The sequence below is a fragment of the Brevibacterium sp. CFH 10365 genome (assembly GCF_009299785.1).
Classification (GTDB): domain Bacteria; phylum Actinomycetota; class Actinomycetes; order Actinomycetales; family Brevibacteriaceae; genus Brevibacterium; species Brevibacterium limosum.
In genome coordinates this window covers 392,472-413,443 of the sequence record NZ_VIGO01000003.1, presented here as the reverse complement: position 1 = coordinate 413,443, position 20,972 = coordinate 392,472, and the positions used below count along the sequence as shown (strand labels likewise).

Annotated in this window: 24 protein-coding genes; 9 read left to right on the top strand and 15 right to left on the bottom strand. The window is 66.4% G+C overall.

What is annotated here, in order from left to right; genetic code table 11:
• Positions 1 to 73: 73 nt before the first annotated feature.
• The 7 genes from FHG09_RS07955 to FHG09_RS07925 all read right to left on the bottom strand — a co-directional run bounded on the left by FHG09_RS07955 (position 74) and on the right by FHG09_RS07925 (position 7,397).
• On the bottom strand, positions 74 to 913 hold the full coding sequence (locus FHG09_RS07955) for an SDR family NAD(P)-dependent oxidoreductase (RefSeq protein ID WP_152347103.1): 840 nt from the start codon (positions 911 to 913) through the stop codon (positions 74 to 76).
• Positions 910 to 2,676, bottom strand: coding sequence for an FAD-binding dehydrogenase (locus FHG09_RS07950; RefSeq protein ID WP_152347102.1), 1,767 nt, complete (start codon positions 2,674 to 2,676; stop codon positions 910 to 912). Before FHG09_RS07950 ends, FHG09_RS07955 begins: the two co-directional genes overlap by 4 nt.
• 69 nt (positions 2,677 to 2,745) lie before the next feature.
• The gene (gene pheA, locus FHG09_RS07945; RefSeq protein WP_152347101.1) at positions 2,746 to 3,684 is read right to left on the bottom strand and encodes a prephenate dehydratase; all 939 of its coding nucleotides are present in this window, start codon (positions 3,682 to 3,684) and stop codon (positions 2,746 to 2,748) included.
• Positions 3,681 to 4,499 carry a glycosyltransferase family 2 protein gene (locus FHG09_RS07940; protein WP_152347100.1) on the bottom strand — a complete coding sequence of 273 codons (819 nt, stop codon included), beginning with the start codon at positions 4,497 to 4,499 and terminating at the stop codon, positions 3,681 to 3,683. The genes pheA and FHG09_RS07940 overlap by 4 nt, the downstream gene beginning before the upstream one ends.
• Before the next feature lie 81 nt (positions 4,500 to 4,580).
• Positions 4,581 to 5,459, bottom strand: a complete 879-nt coding sequence (locus FHG09_RS07935) for a DUF5926 family protein (protein WP_152347099.1) — start codon at positions 5,457 to 5,459, stop codon at positions 4,581 to 4,583.
• A 118-nt stretch (positions 5,460 to 5,577) separates the two neighbouring features.
• A complete protein-coding gene (locus FHG09_RS07930) occupies positions 5,578 to 6,492 on the bottom strand; it encodes a GTP pyrophosphokinase family protein (RefSeq protein WP_152347098.1) in 915 nt (304 codons plus the stop codon).
• Positions 6,493 to 6,602: 110 nt separating this feature from the next.
• Entirely contained in the window at positions 6,603 to 7,397 is a 795-nt protein-coding gene (locus tag FHG09_RS07925) for an exodeoxyribonuclease III (protein ID WP_152347097.1), read from the bottom strand.
• A gap of 154 nt (positions 7,398 to 7,551) precedes the next feature.
• On the opposite strand from FHG09_RS07925, the gene FHG09_RS07920 reads away from it, so the two are divergent.
• Entirely contained in the window at positions 7,552 to 8,376 is an 825-nt protein-coding gene (locus tag FHG09_RS07920) for a thioesterase family protein (RefSeq protein ID WP_152347096.1), read from the top strand.
• On the top strand, positions 8,373 to 9,149 hold the full coding sequence (locus FHG09_RS07915; RefSeq protein ID WP_152347095.1) for an SDR family NAD(P)-dependent oxidoreductase: 777 nt from the start codon (positions 8,373 to 8,375) through the stop codon (positions 9,147 to 9,149). Before FHG09_RS07920 ends, FHG09_RS07915 begins: the two co-directional genes overlap by 4 nt.
• A 417-nt stretch (positions 9,150 to 9,566) precedes the next feature.
• Here the strand turns inward: FHG09_RS07915 and FHG09_RS07910 are convergent, their stop codons facing one another.
• The 5 genes from FHG09_RS07910 to FHG09_RS07890 are packed head-to-tail and all read right to left on the bottom strand — an operon-like array spanning position 9,567 to position 11,807.
• On the bottom strand, positions 9,567 to 10,163 hold the full coding sequence (locus FHG09_RS07910) for an alkaline shock response membrane anchor protein AmaP (protein WP_152347094.1): 597 nt from the start codon (positions 10,161 to 10,163) through the stop codon (positions 9,567 to 9,569).
• Complete coding sequence (locus tag FHG09_RS07905) at positions 10,160 to 10,735, bottom strand: DUF6286 domain-containing protein (RefSeq protein ID WP_152347093.1); 576 nt, start codon at positions 10,733 to 10,735, stop codon at positions 10,160 to 10,162. Before FHG09_RS07905 ends, FHG09_RS07910 begins: the two co-directional genes overlap by 4 nt.
• Positions 10,732 to 11,121, bottom strand: coding sequence for an Asp23/Gls24 family envelope stress response protein (locus FHG09_RS07900; RefSeq protein ID WP_152347092.1), 390 nt, complete (start codon positions 11,119 to 11,121; stop codon positions 10,732 to 10,734). Before FHG09_RS07900 ends, FHG09_RS07905 begins: the two co-directional genes overlap by 4 nt.
• 4 nt (positions 11,122 to 11,125) lie before the next feature.
• Entirely contained in the window at positions 11,126 to 11,308 is a 183-nt protein-coding gene (locus FHG09_RS07895; protein ID WP_062862592.1) for a hypothetical protein, read from the bottom strand.
• A gap of 37 nt (positions 11,309 to 11,345) precedes the next feature.
• On the bottom strand, positions 11,346 to 11,807 hold the full coding sequence (locus FHG09_RS07890; protein ID WP_152347091.1) for an Asp23/Gls24 family envelope stress response protein: 462 nt from the start codon (positions 11,805 to 11,807) through the stop codon (positions 11,346 to 11,348).
• Positions 11,808 to 11,923: 116 nt separating this feature from the next.
• Between FHG09_RS07890 and FHG09_RS07885 the strand changes: the two genes are divergently transcribed.
• The 3 genes from FHG09_RS07885 to FHG09_RS07875 are packed head-to-tail and all read left to right on the top strand — an operon-like array spanning position 11,924 to position 13,336.
• Positions 11,924 to 12,487, top strand: a complete 564-nt coding sequence (locus FHG09_RS07885; protein WP_152347090.1) for an RNA polymerase sigma factor — start codon at positions 11,924 to 11,926, stop codon at positions 12,485 to 12,487.
• Positions 12,484 to 12,957: a hypothetical protein gene (locus FHG09_RS07880; RefSeq protein ID WP_227492626.1), complete on the top strand. Its 474-nt coding sequence runs from the start codon at positions 12,484 to 12,486 to the stop codon at positions 12,955 to 12,957. The genes FHG09_RS07885 and FHG09_RS07880 overlap by 4 nt, the downstream gene beginning before the upstream one ends.
• Positions 12,950 to 13,336 carry a hypothetical protein gene (locus FHG09_RS07875; protein WP_152347088.1) on the top strand — a complete coding sequence of 129 codons (387 nt, stop codon included), beginning with the start codon at positions 12,950 to 12,952 and terminating at the stop codon, positions 13,334 to 13,336. The genes FHG09_RS07880 and FHG09_RS07875 overlap by 8 nt, the downstream gene beginning before the upstream one ends.
• A 381-nt stretch (positions 13,337 to 13,717) precedes the next feature.
• On the opposite strand, the gene FHG09_RS07865 is transcribed toward FHG09_RS07875, so the two are convergent.
• Positions 13,718 to 13,990, bottom strand: a complete 273-nt coding sequence (locus FHG09_RS07865; protein WP_152347086.1) for a GlsB/YeaQ/YmgE family stress response membrane protein — start codon at positions 13,988 to 13,990, stop codon at positions 13,718 to 13,720.
• 233 nt (positions 13,991 to 14,223) lie between these two features.
• Between FHG09_RS07865 and pyrE the strand changes: the two genes are divergently transcribed.
• From pyrE to FHG09_RS07845, 4 genes are all read left to right on the top strand, one after another.
• A complete protein-coding gene (gene pyrE, locus FHG09_RS07860; RefSeq protein ID WP_152347085.1) occupies positions 14,224 to 14,790 on the top strand; it encodes an orotate phosphoribosyltransferase in 567 nt (188 codons plus the stop codon).
• A 182-nt stretch (positions 14,791 to 14,972) separates the two neighbouring features.
• Complete coding sequence (locus FHG09_RS07855) at positions 14,973 to 15,848, top strand: ABC transporter ATP-binding protein (RefSeq protein ID WP_152347084.1); 876 nt, start codon at positions 14,973 to 14,975, stop codon at positions 15,846 to 15,848.
• Entirely contained in the window at positions 15,848 to 17,449 is a 1,602-nt protein-coding gene (locus FHG09_RS07850; RefSeq protein WP_152347083.1) for an ABC transporter permease, read from the top strand. Before FHG09_RS07855 ends, FHG09_RS07850 begins: the two co-directional genes overlap by 1 nt.
• Entirely contained in the window at positions 17,446 to 18,075 is a 630-nt protein-coding gene (locus tag FHG09_RS07845; RefSeq protein WP_152347082.1) for a TrmH family RNA methyltransferase, read from the top strand. Before FHG09_RS07850 ends, FHG09_RS07845 begins: the two co-directional genes overlap by 4 nt.
• A gap of 398 nt (positions 18,076 to 18,473) precedes the next feature.
• On the opposite strand, the gene FHG09_RS07840 is transcribed toward FHG09_RS07845, so the two are convergent.
• Entirely contained in the window at positions 18,474 to 19,619 is a 1,146-nt protein-coding gene (locus FHG09_RS07840; protein ID WP_152347081.1) for an acyl-CoA dehydrogenase family protein, read from the bottom strand.
• Positions 19,620 to 19,657: 38 nt separating this feature from the next.
• Positions 19,658 to 20,851 (bottom strand): acyl-CoA dehydrogenase family protein, encoded by a 1,194-nt coding sequence (locus FHG09_RS07835; RefSeq protein WP_152347080.1) that lies wholly within the window; start codon positions 20,849 to 20,851, stop codon positions 19,658 to 19,660.
• Between the last annotated feature and the right edge of the window lie 121 nt (positions 20,852 to 20,972).

The window sequence follows — 20,972 nt, the reverse complement described above, 5'->3', positions numbered from 1 at the left end:
CGAAGCGACCGAGGCTCAGCGCTTGAGCCTGACGTCAGTCGCGCAGACGGCCGCCGAGATCCGGCAAATGCTGTCACCGCTTCAGCCCGTGCTGAGCCGCAACGATCTTCGACACCAGCGACCGCGGAAGCGCGCGCTTGAGGATGAACGGCAGCGGCGCCCTGCTGCCGACGGCGTAGAACTCCCGCGGCCTCGGCGCGATGATGGCATCGACGATCGTGGAAGCGACCTTCTCTGCCGGAATGCCGCCGCGCTCATTGGCGTCGAGATGCTCGAGCATCGTCGTGACGTCCGTCGAATAGGGCGAATCCTCGTCGAGGTACTTCGTCCGGCGCTGTCCGATGCCTGTGGCGATCGATCCCGGTTCGACCGTGCTCACCCACACGCCGAACGGTGAGAGCTCCTGTCGGGCGGCCGTGGCGAAAGCGCGCAGAGCCGCCTTCGCCGCCGAATACGAGCTGCGATGGGCCAGGGGGAAGCTGGCGAGCATGGACCCGACCATGATGATGCGTCCCCGGTTGCGCGCACGCATTCCGGGCAGAACGAGCTGGCTCAACCGAACGGGTCCGAACACGTTCGTGCGGAAGAGTCGTTCGATCGCATCGGTCGGCAGCTCTTCGAACGGACCCGACTGACTCTCACCGGCGTTGTTGATGAGCACATCGATGTCGTCGAGCAGGCCGATGTCGTCGAGTTCTCCGGCCAACCGGTCCGGACCATCGGGGTCGGCCAGGTCGAGTCGCAGATAGCGGACACCCGGGGTTCGATCGGCAGGTGAGAGGCGGTCGGGATTCCGACTGGTCGCCAGCACCGTGCAGTCCTTCGCGGCCAGTGCCTTCGCGACGGCTCTGCCGATTCCGGAGGTGCCCCCGGTGACGAGGACGATGAGATCTCCCTGCGCGGCGCCGGTCATTCCTGCTCTCCTCCGCCGATCGGGGCCCTGTTGCCGGGCTGACCGGATGCGCCGCGGGCGGACTGCTCCGCGACCGCACGCCCGGCGCGCAGACCCGAGAAGATGCACCCGCCGAGGAACGTTCCCTCGAGCGCGTTGTACCCGTGCATTCCACCGCCTCCGAATCCGGTGACCTCGCCGGCTGCGTACAGCCCCGGAATCGGTGTGCCGCGGTCGTCGGCGCCGGACAGGGCCAGGACCTGTCCGTCGAGGTTCGTCTCCAGCCCTCCGAGAGTCTTGCGCGACAGCAGGCTGAGGCGCACCGCGATGAGCGGGCCGTGCGCCGGGTCGAGGATCTTGTGCGGCTTGACCGCGCGCACGATCTTATCGCCCAGGTAGGACCGCGCATTGTGGATGGCCTGGACCTGCGCATCCTTCGAAAACGCATGCTCGGTCTGCCGATCCCGCTGCCGGATCTGCTCAACGAGGTGGTCGTGATCGATGACCGGTCCGCGAGAGCGTTCGTTCATCCCCGCCACGAGCTCCTCGGTCGTGTCTGCAACGACGAAGTCCGAGCCGTACTTCTTGAACGCCTCGATCGGTCCCGGAGCATCCGAGGACCGGACCCGGTCGAGAGTGATCCGGATGTCCTTCTCCGTGAGGTCCGGGTTCTGTTCCGAACCGGACAGGGCGAACTCCTTGCGGATGATCGACTCGTTGAGCACGAACCATGAATAGTCGTGCCCGGTGTCCAGAATCGTGCGCATCGTCCGATTCGTATCGAATCCGGGATAGTTCGGTGCCGGGAATCGATTGCCCTCGGCGTCGAACCACAGCGACGACGGTCCCGGAATGATGCGGATCCCGTGCCCCGGCCAGATCGGGTTCCAGTTCTCGATGCCCTCCGTGTACGCCCAGATCCGGTCCCGGTTGATCAGGCTCGCTCCGGCATCCTCGGCGATCTGGAGCATCCGCCCGTCCACGTGCGCGGGCACGCCCGCAAGCATCGTGTCCGGGAACTCGCCGAGGCGGTCGGTCGGCCAGTACTTCTTCATGAGCTCGAAATTGTGCCCGATTCCGCCGGTGGTGACGATGACGGCGGGAGCGCGGAGCTCGAAGTCGGCGACCTCGTCGCGGTTCGACTCGACTCCGCGGGCTGTATGGCTGGGGGACAGTGTGCGTCCGCGGACGCCGACGACGGCACCGTCTGAGGTGATGAGTTCGTCGACGCGGTGCCGGAAGGCGAGCTCGACGGCTCCGGTGGCCTCCGCGGATTCGACGGGTTCGCGGAAGACCCGGACCACCTCGGGGCCGGTGCCCCAGGTGAGGTGGAAGCGGGGCACGGAATTGCCGTGCTCGCCCGCCCCGGACCCTCCGCGTTCGGCCCAGCCGACGATCGGTGTCAGGCGCAGGCCCAGGTCACGCAGGTACCGGCGCTTCTCCCCGGCCGCGAACTCGAGGTACGCCTCCGCCCACTGCCGCGGCCAGTGATCGTCGTCGCGGTCGAAGCCCGCCGAGGTGGCCCAGTCATCCTTGGCGAGCTCGAGCGAATCGTGGATGCGCAGTCGCCGCTGTTCGGGGGAGTCGATGAGGAAGAGCCCGCCGAGGGACCAGAATGCCTGTCCGCCGAGGTTGGCCCGGTTCTCCTGGTCGAGGATGAGCACGCGCTTGCCGGCCCGGGTGAGTTCATGGGCGGCGACGAGTCCGGCGAGTCCGGCACCGACGATGATCGCATCGCGCGAGCGGTCTCTGCTGTCTGGGTCTGTGCTGCCGAAAGAACTCATCATCGACTCCTCTGTCGCTTACCTGCCAGTAGGAATCAGTATCGCAGACTCTCCCGGTGAGGGAGATAGTCAGCCGCGCAGCGTGGACTCCAGCCAGTCGGCGGCTGCGGCGAAGGACTCATCGGACGTCGTCGGGTCGATCGGCACCACGGCTCCGTCCGAGCTCGGGTAGCTGCCGAGGAAGTGCAGCTTGAGCGCCGCCCGATGCACGCCCTGCAGAGCTTCGGCCATCCGGGCCTCGTGGATGTGTCCGAGCAGGTCGATCGAGAACTGGTAGAGGCCCAGTCCGTCTCCGGTCGGCCGCGATTCGATGCGGGACATATTGACTCCGCGGCTGGAGAACTGTTCGAGCAGTTCGAGCAGCGAACCCGCGCGGTCCGAACGCAGGGCCGCGACGATGGTCGTCTTGTCCGCACCGGTCGGTGTGGGCAGGGGGCCAGGGCGGGTGACGACGACGAATCGGGTGACGGCATCCAGGCGGTCGCCGATGTCCTCGGCGACGATCTCGAGCCCGTAGCGCTGTGCGGCCAGGGCCGGGCAGACCGCGGCCATATGGTCACCGGCGTCGTTGGCCAGATCTCGGGCGGCCGCAGCGGTCGAGGAGGTCGGCAGATAGACGGCTTCGGGAAAGTTCTCGTTCATGAATGTCCGCACCTGCGCCTCACCGTGCGGGTGCGAACCGAAGGAGGAGATCTCTTCCCTGGTGGTGCCCGGCTTCACGGCGAGGACGAAGCGGACGGGCACGACCACCTCGGCGATGATCTGCAGGCGTCCGTTTTCGGTCAGCGCATCGATCGTGGCGGGCACTCCGCCTTCGAGGGAGTTCTCGATCGGCACGACCGCGGCATCGCAGTCGCCCTCGAGCACCGCATCGAGTGCCGAGGGCGCATTGCGCATCGGGTGCGTCGAGGCGTCGGCGCGCAGGTTGCGGGAGTCGAGGAAGCTCAGCAGCGCCGCCTCGGTGAAGGTGGCCTCGGGGCCGAGGTATGCGAAACGGTTCAGGCTCACTGGCCGGTCTCCTTGTGGTCATCGGAGGGGTTCTGCGCAGAATCGGCGGGCCCGGCGTGTGCCCCGTCGCTTCGCTTCGCGCGCAGGCGGCGGACGAGGATCGCACGGGCGACGTCGCGGTACTGGGCGGCACGGTGCAGCTGCGCTTTCAGGTCACGACCGGTGACCCGGTGGTGGAGGTCGCATTCGACCTCTTCCACGCGCAGCCCGGCGTTGACGACGTCGATGGTCATGGCTGCTTCGACACCCCAGCCGGCGGCGAAGGGCAGGGCCGCGTCGAAGGCTTCACGGGACAGACAGCGCATGCCCGACAGGGGCTGGGTGGCTTCGAAGCCGGAGAGCTCGGCGATGCCCTTCTTCGCCAGTCCCACGACGAAGCCGAAGCCCCCGCCCTTGCGCTTCTGCGCGGGCAGGATAGCGATCGTCATATCGGCTTTCCCGGCGAGCACGGGTGCGGCCAGGGGAGCGGTGCCCGCTGCGGAGTCCTCGAGGTCGCCGTCGATGAACAGCAGCGCTCGGTGGTGCGGGTCGACGCCCGGGTCGGCGTCGGAGATCTCCCGATTGCGCAGAGCGAATGCCCCGGTCATCATGGCCGCTGCCTTGCCCTTGTTCTTCGGGTGGGTGATCACCTCGGCGCCGGCCCGGCGAGCCAGGGTCCCCGTGTCATCAGCAGATCCGTCGTCGACGACGAGGACCATGTCGACCCCGGGGATCTGCTTGGCCGCCGTGACGGTGGCAGCGATCCGCTGGGATTCGTTCATCGCGGGGACGATGGCGGCGACCGCCTCGGGGGCGGGGTGCGGCTGTGCGCTCATGGGGGTTCTCCTGTCCGTCACCGGCACCGAGGCGGGGCACCGTTTCCGGGTCCCGCCTCGGCGATGGGGTGGTGACGGATATCAGTGGATGGTCAGCTGGCGGGACACGATGCCGGAGCGGACGCGGCGGGCCTCGGTGCTCATCGGCTCGGTCGTGTTCAGCGCCTCGTCCAGTCGTCTTCCGAACGCGGCGATGGGCTCTTCGACGTCGTCGACCTGGGTGCCGAACTCGAGTTCCCAGACGGGGACGATGATGCCGTGGGCGCGGAAGTAGCCGAGGAAGGTGCCGATTCCGCCGAGGTCGTTGGCACTCTCGGCCTGCAGGCGGGCCATCGCATCGACGACGCGGTCTTCACCTTCGGGTCGGGCCCAGCGGACGTAGGTGCGGCCGGACATTTCGGTCCAGTAGGCGGAGTCGACGGAGGCGAGCTTCTCGGTCGGGGCCACGGAGTCGTTGGCCTGCTGAAGGGCGGCGGCGACGTCGGCATCGGACTCGGCTTCGGGCAGGGCCCAGTAGTCGAAGTTCTCGAGCACGCGGACGTCGAACGGGTGAGAGGTGTCGAGGATGTCCTGCAGGCGCGGGCCTTCACCGGGCTCGGTCGTCGCCTCGATGGAGGTGCCGGGTTCGGCGTCGACGGCGGCCAGCAGGCCGCGGGCGACGTCGCGGGAGGCGTCGGTCGAGGATACGGGCACCTGCATTCCGGCCAGGATCTCACCGTCGTCGCGGCGCCAGGCCTGCCATGCGGCAGGCAGCAGGGAGGTGATGGTCACCTCGTGGCCGCCGTATTCGTCGGTCAGCTTCGCGGTCGCGGTGGCCGCGGGCACGAGTTCGCGCAGGCAGATGAGGTCGGATTCGAACGGCAGGTCCGCGAACGGACGGGCGACGAATGCCGTGGCCTGTGCCCTGGCGAGGCGTTTGGCGATGAGTTCTTCCTTGGAGCGCTTCGACTTCTTTCCCATGGGACGCAAGTCTAGTCGGTGGAGCGGAGACCGGGCTGACGGGTCCGCAGGCGTGTGCGACTGTGGGGTTCGGTGTTGCGCGTGAGCCGAGCTCGGGGCCCGACGAACCCACATACGTCTAACTCTCCCTGCCGACGGGAATGAAGTAGCGAGTGGTGTTCGACTCGTCCATCCGCACCTGCAGCTTGTCGCCCGGATGGGGGAAAGCCGAGCGTTCCGGATTGTCGGGGGTCAGCCCGAGCGTCTCCAGACGGATGATGCCGTGGCGTCCCACCTCGTCGGCGGCGAGTACATAGGAGTGGTTGAGTTCGCGGATCGTGACCTCGATGGCCGGATCGGTCGGTTCGTCCGCCTCGGCGAAGGCACGGGGCTGAGCGGAATTGCCCAGACCCAAATAGGCGCCCACGTCATCGGCGATATAGCCGGCCACGGAATCGGCCTGCGCCATGAGCCCGGCGAGGATGACCGACAGCCGTTCCTGCTGCGAGTCGGACTTCAGTGCCTGGCCGGGTTTGAACAGGTGCTCCTCGGCCAGGACGCACCACGCGTCCTGCATGATCGTGCGCAGCTGGAGTTCGACGAGGACGGAGGGCTCGGAGTCGAAGGGAACCTCGACGACGAGGTGGCGGCCGCGGTATCCCGACGGTTTCGGGGTCGCGGAATAGTCGCGCACCTCGGCGATGGAGAGGTTCGTATCGTCACTCACCTCGGTGAGCAGGTCCCACAGGGCCGACTGTTCGCGTTCGGTGCGGCAGATGACGCGGGCGCCGACGACATCGATGACCTGGTTCTCGACCTCGACGGATTCGTGAATCTCGTCGTTGGCATCGGCGAGCTTGCGGCGCAGCTTCTCGCCCGTGCGCAGCCGGTCCTTGATCCGACCGTCGACGACGCGCACTCGATCCCCGGAGAGCAGTGCGGATGGAGCGCGGACGGACTCGACCCAGTCATTGACCGTCTCGAGGGCGGCTCTCCAGGTGGACTCACGCCGGTCGTAGGCTTCGTCGACCAATTCGCGGACAGTTGCTGACATCCTCGTCACCTTCCTAGCTCCTGATTCAACTTCACCAGAAGAGAGGGGAGATGTCTATGGCTTCGACGCTGAAGTTGCGCCGGGGTGCCGAAAGGTGAGACGAAAGTGCCTCAGAGGTCGTAATCGACGATGACGGGAGCGTGATCGGACGCGCCTTTGCCCTTGCGCTCCTCACGGTCGATCTCGCCGGCGGTCGCGGTCTGCGCCAGCGCCTGCGAGGCGAGCTGGAAGTCGATGCGCATGCCCTGCTTCTTCGGGAACCGCAGCTTCTGGTAGTCCCAGAAGGTGAAGACGCCGGGTCCGGGAGTGAACTGGCGGGTGACTTCGCTCAGGCCCGCGCCGAGGAGATCATCGAAAGCGGCGCGTTCGGCATCGGAGACGTGGGTGGCGCCGTCGAATTCGGCCATGTCCCAGACGTCCTCGTCGAGCGGGGCGACGTTGAAGTCACCGCAGAGGACGAGCTTCTTCTCCGGTTCGGCGCTCAGCTGGGCGGCGATATCGGCCGTCAGCGCCTTGAACCAGTCCAGCTTGTAGCCGTAGTGCGGGTGGTCGAGTTCGCGGCCGTTGGGCACGTAGAGCGAATAGACGCGCACGTCGTTGCAGGTCGCCGACAGCGACCGGGCTTCGACGACGGGTTCTTCCGAACCGAAGGCAGGGATGTCCTTGAACCCGATCTCGGTATCGGCCAGTCCGACGCGCGAGGCGATGGCCACGCCGTTCCACTGGTTGAGGCCGTGATAGCTGACCTCGTAGCCGCGCTTGGTGAACAGCTCCTCGGGAAACTGCGAGTCCTTGCACTTGAGTTCCTGGATGGCCAGGACATCGACATCCGAACGATCCAGCCAGGCCCCGATGCGGTCGTGGCGGGCGCGGATCGAGTTCACATTCCACGTAGCGATTCTCACCCTCCCACCCTAAGCCGTCCGCGCCGGAGGTGAAAGCGGGGTGTCGACGGCTCGGGTGGGCCGCCTCGGCGGGAATATGCCGAAGGCACTCAGGGAGGGTGCGCGCACGGCCCCTGCGCCGAACTGATCGGTGAGGGCTCGATAGGCTGGGATCATGCCTCAAGCTCCCAATGAACACCTCGGCCACGACGGTGCCGCCTACCCGGACTCCTACTATGTGCGTCTGTCCGAGGATCGCCTCCACTCGACTCTGCACAGCCAGGGTGCCTGGCAGCCCGGCGAGCAGCACCTGGCTCCTGCCGCGGGGATGGTGCTCGCCGAGATCGAACGTCGCCTGCCCAGCGACAAGCTCATCTCCCGGGTGACCTTCGACGTCCTCGGCGTCATCCACTCCGGTGAGTTCACCATCGACGTCGACGTCGTCCGTCCCGGTCGCACCATCGAACTCGTCGAAGCGCATATGCGCCACGGCGAGCGCACGAGCGTGACCGCGCGGGTGTGGCGGCTGCAGGCCTCGGACACCGAAGAGGTCGCCGGCGACGAATGGACCGCGCTGCCGCCCCTGTCCGAGATGCCCGAGATCCCGTTCACCAATCGTTGGGGCGGCGGCTACATCGCCTCGCTCGAGGGCCGTCAGGGGGCGGACGCCCATCCCGGTTACGCGCAGTCCTGGCTGCGCAGCCCCTACCCGCTCGTCGACGGCGAGACCGACCCGCCGACCGCCGCCTTCGTCAAATACGTCGACACCGCCAACGGCCTGGCCGTCCGCGAGGACCCGAAGACGACCTTCTTCCCGAACGTCGACCTCTCCATCCACCTCAACCGCGTTCCCATCACCGGGTGGATCGGCTTCGACACCCGAGTCGCCTTCGGGCCGACCGGCCTGGGACAGACGACGAGCGTGCTCAGCGACGCCGGCGGCCCCGTCGGCACCGCGGTGCAGTCCCTGACCGTGCGCAGAGGCCGCGGAGCGGTATGAGCCGGCGGCCGCGTGCCCTCATCACCGGGGCGAGCTCCGGCCTGGGGAGCGGCTATGCCCGCACCCTGGCCGCCGAGGGCTACGACCTCGTCCTGGTCGCCCGCCGGGAAGCCCGGTTGGAGGAGCTGGCCGAGCAGCTGAGGGCCACGCAGCACATCCTCGCCGAGGTGGCCGTGGCCGATCTGTCGACCCGTGGCGGCATCGACGCCGTCGTCGAGATCATCGCGGCGCAGCCGATCGATGTGCTCATCAACAATGCCGGCTATGGTCTGCGCGGCACCCTGTTGGGCACCAGTGCCGCCGAACTCAACGATCAGGATCGGGTGCTCACCGCGGCGGTGAGGGAGCTGTCGCTGGCTGCCGCTCGAGGCATGCATGCCCGCGGCCGCGGCGGAATCGTCAATGTCTCCTCGCTGGCGGCGGTGACGACGATGGGACAGTACGCAGCGTCGAAGGCCTCGACGCTGGTGTTCACCGAGGCCCTCGCCGGCGAGCTCAGGAACGGGCCGGTGACGGTCACGGCCGTTCTGCCCGGTTTCATCCGAACGGAATTCCACAGCCGCCTCGGCATGGAGCGTCCCGGACCCGGTCTGATCTGGCTCGACGTCGATCAGGTGGTGCGGGAGTCGCTGCGTGATGCGCGTGCGGGAAAGGTCGTCTCGGTGCCGGGGTGGGGGTACCGCTTGGCCGCACTCGTAGCTCCCGTGGTGCCGCGTCCGCTCATGCGTTGGGGGTCGCGCGGGTTCTCCTTCGCCCGCACCCGCGGACAGTGACCTGCGGGTCAGACGCCGGCTGCAGAATGTGACCTATATGCAGTTTCTCGCATGCTCGGCAAAACTGAGTTGAGGTTTGAACTACCTGGGTTTGAGGCTGTGACCAGGGGTTTTATTCTGATCACTTCTGTGCTATAGAGCCTGACGGGATTCAAGACGGTGCGTGAGATTCTTTACAAGCGACACGAAAGTGTGGTCAAATTATGATGTTCGCCCGGTGGGGATCGGGTGGACATAACGGACGTATGGGGATGCGTCCGGGTACTCGAGGGGAGTGCTGCGAGGACCCCGGGATGTCGCGATTACGCGCCCCGGGGTTCTTGTCATTCACAGCCGGTATTCGCATCCGCGGGTCAGAAGTGTGTGCGCAGTGATCTGATTCAGCACGTATGAACTTTCGACCCGCTGATGTGCGGGCTATTGGACGTTGACGGTGCGCTGGCGGCGCGAGCGGGCGCGGGCGATGCCGATCTCGAGTGCCACCGCTCTCAGCGGGGCGCCGAGTGCCAGGGACGCATTGCCCACGGCACGCTGTGCGGCATCGGCGATGATCGCATCGATGTCAGCCCTCTCATCGGCATCGACGTGGATGAGCAGCTCAGGGCGGCGCGCGGTGCCTCGCAGAATCACCTGGGCAGCGGAGACCCCATCGGCGGATTCGAGGTCGGCGGCGACCGCCTCGGCGATGACTTCCGCATTGACCGTCGTCAGTCCCGTCCTGGCGTCGGCCTGCATCCGGAAGGGCTTCGCGAAGTCCTTCCGCGGCACCTGCGCACTCAGCCAGCGCAGTCCGATGACGGCGAGGACGAGTGCTGCGAGTACGGCGATGAGCGCCGAGTAGGGCAGTGCGAGCACCGAGGCGGCCGGAACGAGATCGGCACCCGCCTCCAGGGCAGGGTCGATCGAAGCGGTGAGACCGAAGCCGATGGCGAGCAACGTCAGCCCGAGAGCCACGGCGATGAGGCCGAGGATGATCAGCCCCGTGCGGTTCGCGGCGGCAGCCGTGCGTCTCATGACTGGCTCCTTCTGGCTTGGACCTTCACCGCGGGGGTGCGGTCGAACGAGATCGCGGCGAAACGGTCCTTGACAGCGGCCTCGACCTCGGCGCGGATCGGCTCGAAGTCACGGATCGGGGTCGAGAACGTCACGATCGTCGACTTCGCGTTCGACGATGCCTTGACCCCGCTGACGCCATCGACCCCGTCGGCGGCAGCGGCCGCGATCTGCGACAGCGCCGAGGTGGGCATGGCGACCTCGAAGTCACCGATGTGTTCGGAGCCGTCGGCCCTCACACCCAGGATCCGGCGAGCTCCGGGGGAGAGGCCGAGGATGAGGGAGATGAGTCCGAGCAGAGCGAGGACCACCCCCACGGCGATGACGAGGGCCGAGTTCCAGTGCAGGTTCCCGGCCGCCTCGGCGGCGGAGGTGCCGGAGGTCCCGGTCAGTGGAGCGACGACGGATCCGGTGGCGACGAAAGCGGCGATGCCGGCCCAGCCGAGTGCCACGGCCAAGGCCAGCAGCACGATCGCTGAGAGCGTGGCCGGCCCGATGCGAGAGGGCCGGTTGCGCAGCAGGCGTGTGCTCATTGCAGGCGATTCCTTCCTCGATTCGCACCGGCGGAATCCGGGGCGAGCCACCGCACGCTGATGTCGACCTGACGGACGGTGACACCGGTGAGACGTTCGACTTCGGCGCTCAGGGTTGTGCGCAGTCGTTCGGTCGCCTCGGCGATGGGGGTGGGATAGGCCAGGCCGAGCCGGACGGCGAGCGTGCAGCTGCGTCCGGACAGGGTGACATCCACGGACGGGCGGGTGTCCAGGCCGGAGCTCGCCCCGATTCCGAAGAGGCCCGAGCTCGTGCCGCCGACACCGGGCAGGTCTTTGAGGACCTGCCCGGCGGTGCGCTCCACGACCTTGTCCGCGATCGTCAGGCCGCCTCGGCGCGCGGGAGCGTCGTCGAGTGTGGGGGCCACGGCGCTACCTCCGCGTCGTCGAGCGCGAGCTCAGCGCGGAGAGGTCGAGGCGCCCGTCGAGGACGAGGCCGACGACCAGACCGAGTCCGCCGCAGATGGCGACGACGAGGAACGCGAGGAAGCCGCCGAAGTAGGCGACGATTCCCAGCGTCAGGCCGACGAGGAGTCCGATGAGAGTTTTCGACATGGCATTCCTTCTGCCGAGGTGGTGCTGCGGATGAGGGTCAGTTGAGTTCCGGCGAATCCTTGGCCGGGGCCTCTTCGTCGTCCTCGGGCAGGTGGACGTCGGTGACGTCGATGTTGACCTCGACGACCTGGAGTCCGGTGCCCTGTTCGACGGCGCGGATGACGTTGCGGCGGATCGCCTCGGCGACCTCGACGATGGAGGTGCCGTATTCGACGACGATGGTGAGGTCGATGGCGGTCTGCTTCTCACCCTTCTCCACGGACACTCCGCCGGAGACGTTGGTCTGCGAACCGGGGATGCGGTCGGTGAGCGTATCGAAGGCGCGGCGTGCGGCAGTGCCCATTCCGTAGACGCCGGGAACCTCGCGAGCGGCGATTCCGGTGAGCTTGGCGACGACGTTCTCGGCGATCGTGGTGGTGCCCATCTCGGTGACGAGCGGACTGCGCACGGTGTCTTCGACCGGGGTCTGATTCGACGGTGACTGCTTTGCTTCTGGCATTGCCTCTTCCTTTTCGTCGTTGCTTTCAGAGCTGCTGACATCGGTACAGACGCAGCCTCGCAGGAATCCTCACGCGGATTTCGCAGAATTTTTTCTCCGTGGCCTACGATGTGGATATGACAAGGGGAGATGATCGTATCGACATCGTCACCCTGGTCGTGCGCGCTCGTGAGGGCGACATCGCCTCCTTCGAGGCTCTCGTCGACGAATACGAGCGGAAGCTGCTGCGTTTCGCCTGGCGTACGCTCGGGGATCGACAGGATGCCGAGGACGTCGTTCAGGACACACTCGTCCAGGCGTGGAAGTCGCTGGATGCCCTGGCCGAACCCGCGGCCTTCGGCACGTGGATCTACCGGATGGCCTCGAACCGCTGCACCGATGTGCTGCGCCGCCGCACATCCAGGCCCGCCGACGCTTCGGACCCAGAGGATCTGGGTCATCATGTCGACGGCGCCGCCTCGGTCGAACGGTCCGTCGAAGCGCGCACGGCACTCGAGCATTTCTCCGAGATTCTGCAGACTCTGTCATCGGAGCAGCGTGTAACGTGGGTGCTCCATCGGATGGAAGGTCTCAGCTACGCCGAGGTCGCCGAGACCTTGGGAATCAGTGAAGGCAGCGTGCGCGGACGCATCCACCGCGCCCGGACTGCCATCGCCGAGGGCATGGAAGGATGGGTATGAGCGACGAGTCCGTCAGCGCCACGGACGCCCACCTGCGCGGCATCATCGACGAATACATGGGGGCCTTCGAACCCGACCCCGGGGAGTCCGTCGGCCTGCGCGAGCGCATCTTCCAGATCGTGCGCGAGGACGCGGCTCTGGCGCCGGCCACGAAGCTGACGACCGAACGCGGAAATCCTTTCCGGATCACGACGGCCGAGGTGCGCGAAATCGTCCGCGACGCCGTCGACGCGGTGCCCGGAATCCGCGCCCGCAGCGTCACCGCGACCCCGACCGGCGATCCCGAGGGCAGCGCCGTCGACATCACCCTGACCGTGGCGATTCGTGCGGGGACGGCTTCTGTTCCCGCCGCCGAGGAGGTCCGCCGCAGCGTCGCCGGAGCCCTGACCGCTCAGCTGGGGATCCCCGCGATGCGGATCGACATCACCGTCGAGGACGTATTCGTCGCCGAGGAGGCCGCCGATGGCTGAGAAACCGATCGCTGAGAAACCGATGGCTGAAAACGATACCTCACGCGGATTCGATGAGGCGGAGGTCTCGGCCCGTCTGACCGATTCCGTCACCGGAGTCGACGGCGTCACCGGTCTGGCACCGGGGCTGCGCGACATGGTCGCCAGCGCGGCCGCACGAGTGATGCGCCGATCCGGGTCCGAGCCGCTGCGGGTCGAGGTATGGCGAGCAGACGAGGACTTCAGCGTCCGTGTCGATGTGCACCTCGACGACAGTCGACCCGTGACCGAGATCGTCGATGAGCTCTTCGCCGTCATTGCCGTCGACCTGCGAGCCGCGGTCGACGGTGCCGTAGGGGACATCGACATCGACATCCGCGTCGTCAGCCGCAGGCGCTGAGCCCGGTCCGCCGGCGGGCAGCCACCCGAAAACAGGGGATTCCACCTTCGGTACACCTTTTTCGGTACACCTTGCTCTGAATTGCCCACTGAGGAAACTGTGCACTTCAGAGAAGGGTGTACCACAAACCCGCTTCAGCCGTGACTGGTGCGGGCCGACATGCTTTCGGCACAGAAAAAGGCGAATAGCCCAAGTTTGAAACTGGGCTATTCGCCTTTTTCTGTGCCGTAGCGGGCTGTGCCGTAGCGGGCTGTGCCGTAGCGGGCTGTGCCGTAGCGGGCTGTGCCGCGAACGGGCTGTGCCGCGAACGGGCTGTGCCGCGAACGGGCTGTGCCGCGAATCGGCCGTGCCGCGAACCGGCTCTCCCGGAGGAGCGGGGGGTCAGGCGGTCTTGCTCTTCGACCGTCCGGTGATGAGGCCCCAGACGATGAGCACTATCAGCGAACCGCCGATTGCGCACAGCCAGGACGACAGCGAGAAGAACGAATTCATCTCCGCACCGAAGATCGCGCCGCCGAGCCAGCCGCCGAGCATGGCACCGATGACGCCGAGGATGAGGGTGGCGAAGATGCCGCCGCCCTGTTTGCCGGGCAGGATCGCCTTGGCGATCGCTCCGGCGATGAGTCCGAGGATGAGATATGCGATGAAACCCATGTTGCTCACGTCCCTTCTGAGACAGTTGACCGGCTGGGTTGCACGGTGCTGTTGCCACTGTACAACCGAAGCCCACAGTCAGCGCCAAGCCTCGTTGATTCTTTATGACATCTATACGGACGCAGGACCAACCGGATCCTCACGCACGATTTCAGCCGGTCGCACAGAAGTGCGCCCGGTCACTGAGACGGTGCTGAACGGTCGCAGGCCGACTGCCCCGTAGACTGGAGACCATGACCGACAGCGCTGACACTCGCCGACAACTGCTCGACCTCATCGACGATCTCGCCGTGGTGCGCGGCAGAGTGACCCTCTCCTCCGGCAAGGAGGCCGACTACTACCTCGATCTGCGTCGGGTCACCCTCGACCACCGCTCGGCACCGCTCGTCGGCGATGTCGTCCTCGACCTCCTCGAGGCTCATGATCTGCTCGACAAGGTCAACGCCGTCGGCGGCCTGACCATGGGTGCCGACCCGGTCGGCACAGCGGTCATGCACCGGTCGGTGGTGCGCGGCACACCGCTCGACTCCTTCGTCGTGCGCAAGGAGGCGAAGAAGCACGGCATGTCCCGCCGGGTCGAAGGACCCGACGTCGAGGGCAAGCGCGTCATCGCCGTCGAGGACACCTCGACGACGGGCGGTTCCGTGCTCACCGCCGTCGAAGCGCTCAAGGAGGCCGGCGCCGAGGTGGTCGCCGTGGCCGTGGTCATGGACCGTGACACCGGCGCCAAGGAGCGGGTCGAAGCCGCGGGAATTCCGTACCTGATCGCGCTGACGACCGCGGATCTCGGACTCGACTGAGACCCGCCTCGGCGAGGTGGGGCCGGCACAGTGCCGCCTCGGCGAGGATCAGCTCACCGATCACGACCTGGGACTCGACTGGCAATTCTGTCGAAATCGAGGACGTGGTTTGAAACAAGTCTCTTATTTCAACACGATAGATGAGACACTCCCCAAGAACTGTTTGATGTAAAGGATGACGCGTGCTCACACTGAAAGAGGTTTCCCTGCGCAAAGGGAAGCGGACATATCTGGACGAGGTGAGTTTCACCGCCGAGGCGGGCCGGATCACCGCAATCGTGGGAACCCGCTCGGCGGGCCGCACCGAACTGGTGCGCATCATCATGGGCCTCATCGCCGCTGATGAGGGCACCATCGAACTCGAGGACTTCGAACTCGACTTCGGTGACCGGCAGAACTTCGGCTATCTGCCCGCCGAACGCGGCGGATACCCGAACATGCGCGTGCTCGACCAGATCGTCTACCTCGCCCGCCTGCACGGGATCACCCTGGGCGCGGCCGAACGGAATGCGCTGACCCTGTTGGGCCACCTCGAGCTCGCCGACCGCGGATACGCTCCGCTGAAGAACCTCTCTGGAGCCGAGGTCGCACGCGTCGACATCGCCGCGACCCTGGCCGCCGATCCGGACGTCGTCGTCATCGACGATGCCTTCGCCGGCCTCGACGCGGCCTCGCTGCGACTGGTCACGTCTCTGCTGCGGGCCCACGCGTCATCGGGAGTGCCCGTCATTCTGGCCACCGACGACTGGGAGGCCGCACAGACCTTCGCTGACGACGTCATCGTCCTGGGCCAAGGCAAGGTGACCGTCTCCGGCAGCGTCGAGAAGCTGCTCGGTGACCCGCGCTACCGGGTCGAGACGACCGACACCGAGGCGGCCGCCTCCGCGCTGAGATCCCGGACGGGAATCAGCGACGTGAAGACCGCCGGTCGCGAAGGCGTGAGCTTCCGCGCCGATGATGCGAAGACAGCCGCCGCTGCCGTGGCCGAGCTGAAGAGTGTGAAGAACTTCGAAAGTGTCCGCCCGACACTGGCCGAGCAGTACAAGGAGGCTCTGTAATGGCGCGCAAGGACAAGGGTGCGAATGACGAGCCCCAGGAACCGCTCGTCTCGAAGGGCACTGCCGGTGAAGACATCGACGACCTGGGCCTCCCGGGTGATGACGATGTGATCGAAGACGAGACCACCGCTGACGAAGCCGAGTCGGACGATGCCACCGTTGGTGGGACCAAGGGTGCGGCCGCCTCGGCGAAGGACTCTGCGGCGAAGGAATCGGCTGCGAAAGACCCCGACGCGAAGGAATCGGACGATTCCGGCGCCACCGCCGGCCTCGATGACGTTCCCTTCGAACTCGCCGAGGACACCCCCGACCCCGACGAGCTGCCGGAGACCGGACTGGTCTCGGAGTTCGTCGACGTCGGCAACCGCCAGGCCGCGTGGCTCGTGTCGAACCGTGAGAGCACCACTGCCATGCGCAGTCCGTACTTCCTGGTCACCTCCGCTGTGATCATCCTCGGTGTGCTGGCTGCGATCATCTCCGGAATCGTCGCCGGCGCGCAGAAGGATTCGGGCACCCCGACCATGGCGATGGTCGGAGTCGGCGAGCAGGCTCAGATGTACGAACAGCAGCTGGGTGTGGAGATCACCGATGCCGAGGACGCGCAGGCAGCCGAGAAGCTCGTGCGTGAGGGCAAGGTCGACGCCGCATTCATCCAGGATCCGAGCGGTCAGGGTCAGCCGACGATCATCGCTCTCGACAAGCAGCCCGACGCCCTGCTCGAGAAGCTCGCGCCGAAGACCGAGGCGACGCTGCTCGAGACCCCGGCAGTCGACAGCGCCGTGGCCACCCCGCTGCTGTGGGGAATGGTCGCGCTGGCGCTCCTCGTCGTCGCCACCCTGGGCACTGCGCTGTATCAGAATCTGCGCTTGGAGAAGCGCAACCGAATCACCGAGATCATCGCCGCCACGATTCCGCCGCGTGCCTCGGCCTCGGGCCGGATCACGGGCATGCTGTCCCTGGTCGTCGTCCACCTCGTTGCGGCCGCCGTCGTCACCGAGCTCGGACTCTCGCTGTCGGGCAAGACATCGCTGGCGTTCGCCATGCTGCCGGGCCTCGGCTGGTTCGCTCTGACCCTGCTGCTCACCGCCTGGTCTGTGTTCGCGCTGCTGGTCTGGGCATCGACCGTCGTCGGGTCCAAGGCCCGCGCCACGTTCGTCTCGATCATCGGCGTCATCACCGTGGCAGGTTTCTTCGCCCCGGTCATCATCGGTCCCTCGGGCACCGTAGCGAAGGTGCTGTCGTGGACGCCGTTCACCTCACCGCTGGGCATCGCCGGACGCTTCTTCGCCGGTCAGACCGAGTGGTGGGAGGGGCTCGTCGCCGCCGGCATCGCCCTGGTGCTCGCCGTCATCCTCCACGCTCTGGCCTCGGGCGCGTATGTGCGCTCCGTGCTTGCCGGAGGCGGACGCAGCGGCAAGACCGTGAAGATGAGCAAGCGCGCGCAGAAGGTCGGCGCCGTCGCCTCGGCGAAGGGCTCAGCGAAGAAGTCCGACGAGAAGTCCGACGCGACAGACGAAGAGGACGAGAAGTCCGACGAGAAGTCCGAAGCGACAGACGAAGAGGACGCGAAGTCGGCGGATGAGTCCCGCGACGACAAGTGAGCGAAAGCGCTGAACCGCAGGTGGGGGGCGGTCCGTGGACCGACCCCTGGCCTGTGGCGGAGCACTTCGACCCGGAGCTGCTGAGTGAGGGCGATCGACGCAATGTCGTCGACAAGTATCGCTACTGGAAGCACGATGCTATCGTGGCCGACCTCGATGCTTCGCGGCACGACTTCCACGTCGGTGTCGAGAACTGGCAGCACGACCTCAACATCGGTTCGGTCGTACGCACCGCCAATGCGTTCAACGCCGCGGCCGTGCACATCGTCGGCAAACGCCGCTGGAACCGGCGCGGAGCGATGGTCACCGACAGATACCAGCACGTCATCCACCATCCGAGTGTGGACGACCTGCTCAGCTGGTGTGCCGAGAACGATGTGCCGCTGCTGGGCATCGACAACTTCCCGGACTCCGTGCCGCTGGAGACCTACGACCTGCCCAAGCGATGCCTGCTCCTGTTCGGTCAGGAAGGGCCGGGCCTGAGCGAAGAGGCGCACCAGGCGAGTCGGGACGTGCTCTCGATCGCGCAGTACGGTTCGACGCGGTCGATGAACGCCGCCGCAGCCGCCGCGATCACCATGCACTCTTGGATCCGCCGACACGTGTACAGCCAGCCCGTGAACTGAGTGCCCCGCCGCTACATCTGTTGCCGGTCCGATCGGCTTGTTTGTGGTCAGAGAACCGAGGCGACGTCGCCGAAATCGTCTTTTCGCCTCGGTTCTCTGACCACAAACGGAGTTGGTGCAGAAGAGACGATGCTGATCGCTGCTGACTCGGCAGAGCCGATGAACGAGCAGCGCCGAGGAGGCACGCGAAAGCGCCGAGGGGGGCGCGACAGGCTCCGAGGAGGCATGCGAAAGCGCCGAGGCGGTACGACCGGAATCGTGCCGCCTCGGCGCTTGTCGTTCATAGGCTCTCGCCCGTCTCAGTGGGCGTTCGGCCCGCCTCGGTGGGCGTTCGCGTGGCCCGAGGCTCAGCGCCGCACTCTCGATCCCGAGTCTGCGGCGCTGCAGCGGACGCAGTCTCAGTTCAGATCGGCGGCCCGGGGTTCGATGAGTCCGCCGAGTTCGGCGAGCTCCGCGGTCAGCGAATCCGCGTCGTCGAAGGTGCGGGTCATGACCGTCAGGCGCTTGGCGTAGTGACCGATGGGGTATTCCATGGTCATGCCGATGCCGCCGTGCATCTGGATCGACTCCTGGCTGATGTTGCGAGCAGCCCGGTCGACGATGATCTTCGCGGCGATGACGTCGCGGTGGCGGTCCTTCTCGGCGCCGGGGACCTCGGAGGTCACGGCCAGGCGTGAGTACAGGGCCATGCTGCGCGCGTACTCGAGTTCGGCGTAGAGGTCTGCGGCGCGGTGCTGCAGGGCCTGGTTCGCTCCGATCGGTGCACCGAACTGTTCACGGGTCTTCAGGTACTCGGCGGTCATCGTCAGCGAGGCTTCGAGCGCACCGACGGCCTCAGCCATGATCGCGGCATTGCCCAGGTCGAGGACCTCGGAGAGGACGGCGTTGGCGTGGGCGGCGTCGAGACGCTGAGCGGCGACTCCGTCGAGCTTGAGGTTCGCGCTGCCCAGACCATCGGCCTGACGCTGAGCGACGCGGGACAGACCCTGGGCATCGGCGGCGACGAGGTAGAGGCCCAGTTCGCCGTTCTGCGTGGCGGTGACGATGAAGTGGTCGGCGACGTCTCCGCCGAGCACGTTGTTCTTCTCACCGGTGAGGGTGAAACCGCCGTCGGCTCCCGAAGCCTGAGTCTGCGGAGCGTCGACGGCGTAGCGCAGTCCTGGCTCGAGTGCGGCGAGGGCGAGGAACGTCCGGCCTTCTGCGACACCGGGCAGGATGGCCTGCTTCTGCTCCTCGCTGCCGCCGAGCAGGACGGCGTTGGCGCCGAGAACTGCGGTAGCCAGGAACGGTTCGAGCACGAGTGAACGACCGAACGCCTCGGCGACCACGGCCACCTCGTTGAAGGTCATATCCGCGCCGCCGTAGGACTCGGGGATCGCGAGACCGAGCAGGCCCATCTCGGCGAAGGCCTGCCACTTCTCACGGGAGATGCCCTCTTCGCTGCGAAGGATCTCTTCGCGCTGGGCGGTGTCGTACTCGGTGCGCAGGTACTTATTCAGGGTGCTGGCGAGTTCTTGCTGAATGTCGTTGAGTTCAAGATCCATTGTTGTCCTTCTTCAGAGATCGTGTGAGCGTCGGTATCTCAGAGACCGAGCAGTGCCTTCGAGATGATTCCGCGCTGCACCTCGGACGAACCGCCGTAGATGGTGACCTTGCGGTTGTTGAAGTAAGCGGGCAGGGCATCCACGGCGCCGTGGGGCAGGTCGGACAGACCCTGGCCCTGCACGCGGTCGGAGACGAAGTCGAGACCCTGCGGGCCGAGCACGTCGACGAGGAGTTCGGAGATGTCTTCCTGCAGCTGGGAACCCTTGAGCTTGAGCACCGAGGAGCGCGGATCCGGCTTGTCGGACCCGGCGGCCTGGGTCGAGAGGATCCGCAGCTGGGTCATCTCGAGCGCGGTGAGTTCGGCTTCGATCTTCGTCAGACGAGCGGAGAACAGGGGGTCATCGAGCAGAGTGCCGCGCGCGGTCTTCGTCACCGCGGCATAGGCCTTGGCACGGGCGAGGTTGACCTTCGACCCGCCGATGCGGGCGATTCCGGTGCGCTCGTTGCCGAGGAGGAACTTCGCGTAGGTCCAGCCCTTGTTCTCTTCGCCGACAAGGTTTTCGACGGGCACCTCGACATTGTCGAAGAAGACCTCGTTGACCTCGTGGCCGCCGTCGATGAGCTGGATCGGACGGACGGTGACGCCGGGGGTCTTCATGTCGATGAGCAGGAAGGAGATGCCGGCCTGCTTCTTCACATCCGGATCAGTGCGGACGAGGTTGAAGATCCAATCCCCGTACTGGCCCAGAGTCGTCCAGGTCTTCTGACCGTTGACGATGTACTTGTCGCCCTGTCGCACTGCCGTGGTTTTGAGCGAAGCGAGGTCGGAGCCGGCGTTGGGTTCGGAGAATCCCTGCGACCACCAGATGTCGATGTTCGCGGTGGCGGGCAGGAAGCGTTCCTTGATCTCCTGCGAACCGAAGGTCGCGATGACGGGTCCGACCATGGAGACGTTGAACGGCAGCGGCTGCGGGACGCAGGCCAGCTGCATCTCTTCGAGCCAGATGTGGCGCTGCACCGGAGTCCAGTCCTGACCGCCCCATTCGACCGGCCAGTTCGGAACTGCGTAGCCGTGCTTGTTCAGTATCTGCTGCGAGGTGACCATGTCGTCCTTGCTCAGCTCCTGGCCGGTGGCGACCTTGAAGCGGAGCTCCTCGGGGATCTCCGTGCGGTAGAACTGACGCATCTGCTGCGCGAAATCGCGCTCTTCAGCATTCAGTAGGGTGTCCATGCGAACTCCTTATAGATCGTTCAGTAACTTGATTCCAATGGTACGGTCCGGTGTTCGGGCTCACAAGTGGGTGAAGGCCGAGATCCTCGCCGAGGCGCCCCCGTCCGATCGGATGTTCATG

Coding starts and splice junctions, on each gene's coding strand:
- FHG09_RS07930 (WP_152347098.1), bottom strand. CDS start 6,492: ATGTCAGCAACTGTCCGCGAATTGGTCGACGAAGCCTACGACCGGCGT.
- FHG09_RS07875 (WP_152347088.1), top strand. CDS start 12,950: ATGGCTGAGAAACCGATCGCTGAGAAACCGATGGCTGAAAACGATACC.
- FHG09_RS07950 (WP_152347102.1), bottom strand. CDS start 2,676: ATGAGTTCTTTCGGCAGCACAGACCCAGACAGCAGAGACCGCTCGCGC.
- FHG09_RS07865 (WP_152347086.1), bottom strand. CDS start 13,990: ATGGGTTTCATCGCATATCTCATCCTCGGACTCATCGCCGGAGCGATC.
- FHG09_RS07895 (WP_062862592.1), bottom strand. CDS start 11,308: ATGTCGAAAACTCTCATCGGACTCCTCGTCGGCCTGACGCTGGGAATC.
- FHG09_RS07905 (WP_152347093.1), bottom strand. CDS start 10,735: ATGAGCACACGCCTGCTGCGCAACCGGCCCTCTCGCATCGGGCCGGCC.
- pyrE (WP_152347085.1), top strand. CDS start 14,224: ATGACCGACAGCGCTGACACTCGCCGACAACTGCTCGACCTCATCGAC.
- FHG09_RS07850 (WP_152347083.1), top strand. CDS start 15,848: ATGGCGCGCAAGGACAAGGGTGCGAATGACGAGCCCCAGGAACCGCTC.
- FHG09_RS07885 (WP_152347090.1), top strand. CDS start 11,924: ATGACAAGGGGAGATGATCGTATCGACATCGTCACCCTGGTCGTGCGC.
- FHG09_RS07910 (WP_152347094.1), bottom strand. CDS start 10,163: ATGAGACGCACGGCTGCCGCCGCGAACCGCACGGGGCTGATCATCCTC.
- FHG09_RS07880 (WP_227492626.1), top strand. CDS start 12,484: ATGAGCGACGAGTCCGTCAGCGCCACGGACGCCCACCTGCGCGGCATC.
- FHG09_RS07955 (WP_152347103.1), bottom strand. CDS start 913: ATGACCGGCGCCGCGCAGGGAGATCTCATCGTCCTCGTCACCGGGGGC.
- FHG09_RS07940 (WP_152347100.1), bottom strand. CDS start 4,499: ATGAGCGCACAGCCGCACCCCGCCCCCGAGGCGGTCGCCGCCATCGTC.
- FHG09_RS07835 (WP_152347080.1), bottom strand. CDS start 20,851: ATGGACACCCTACTGAATGCTGAAGAGCGCGATTTCGCGCAGCAGATG.
- FHG09_RS07935 (WP_152347099.1), bottom strand. CDS start 5,459: ATGGGAAAGAAGTCGAAGCGCTCCAAGGAAGAACTCATCGCCAAACGC.
- FHG09_RS07915 (WP_152347095.1), top strand. CDS start 8,373: ATGAGCCGGCGGCCGCGTGCCCTCATCACCGGGGCGAGCTCCGGCCTG.
- FHG09_RS07840 (WP_152347081.1), bottom strand. CDS start 19,619: ATGGATCTTGAACTCAACGACATTCAGCAAGAACTCGCCAGCACCCTG.
- FHG09_RS07920 (WP_152347096.1), top strand. CDS start 7,552: ATGCCTCAAGCTCCCAATGAACACCTCGGCCACGACGGTGCCGCCTAC.
- FHG09_RS07890 (WP_152347091.1), bottom strand. CDS start 11,807: ATGCCAGAAGCAAAGCAGTCACCGTCGAATCAGACCCCGGTCGAAGAC.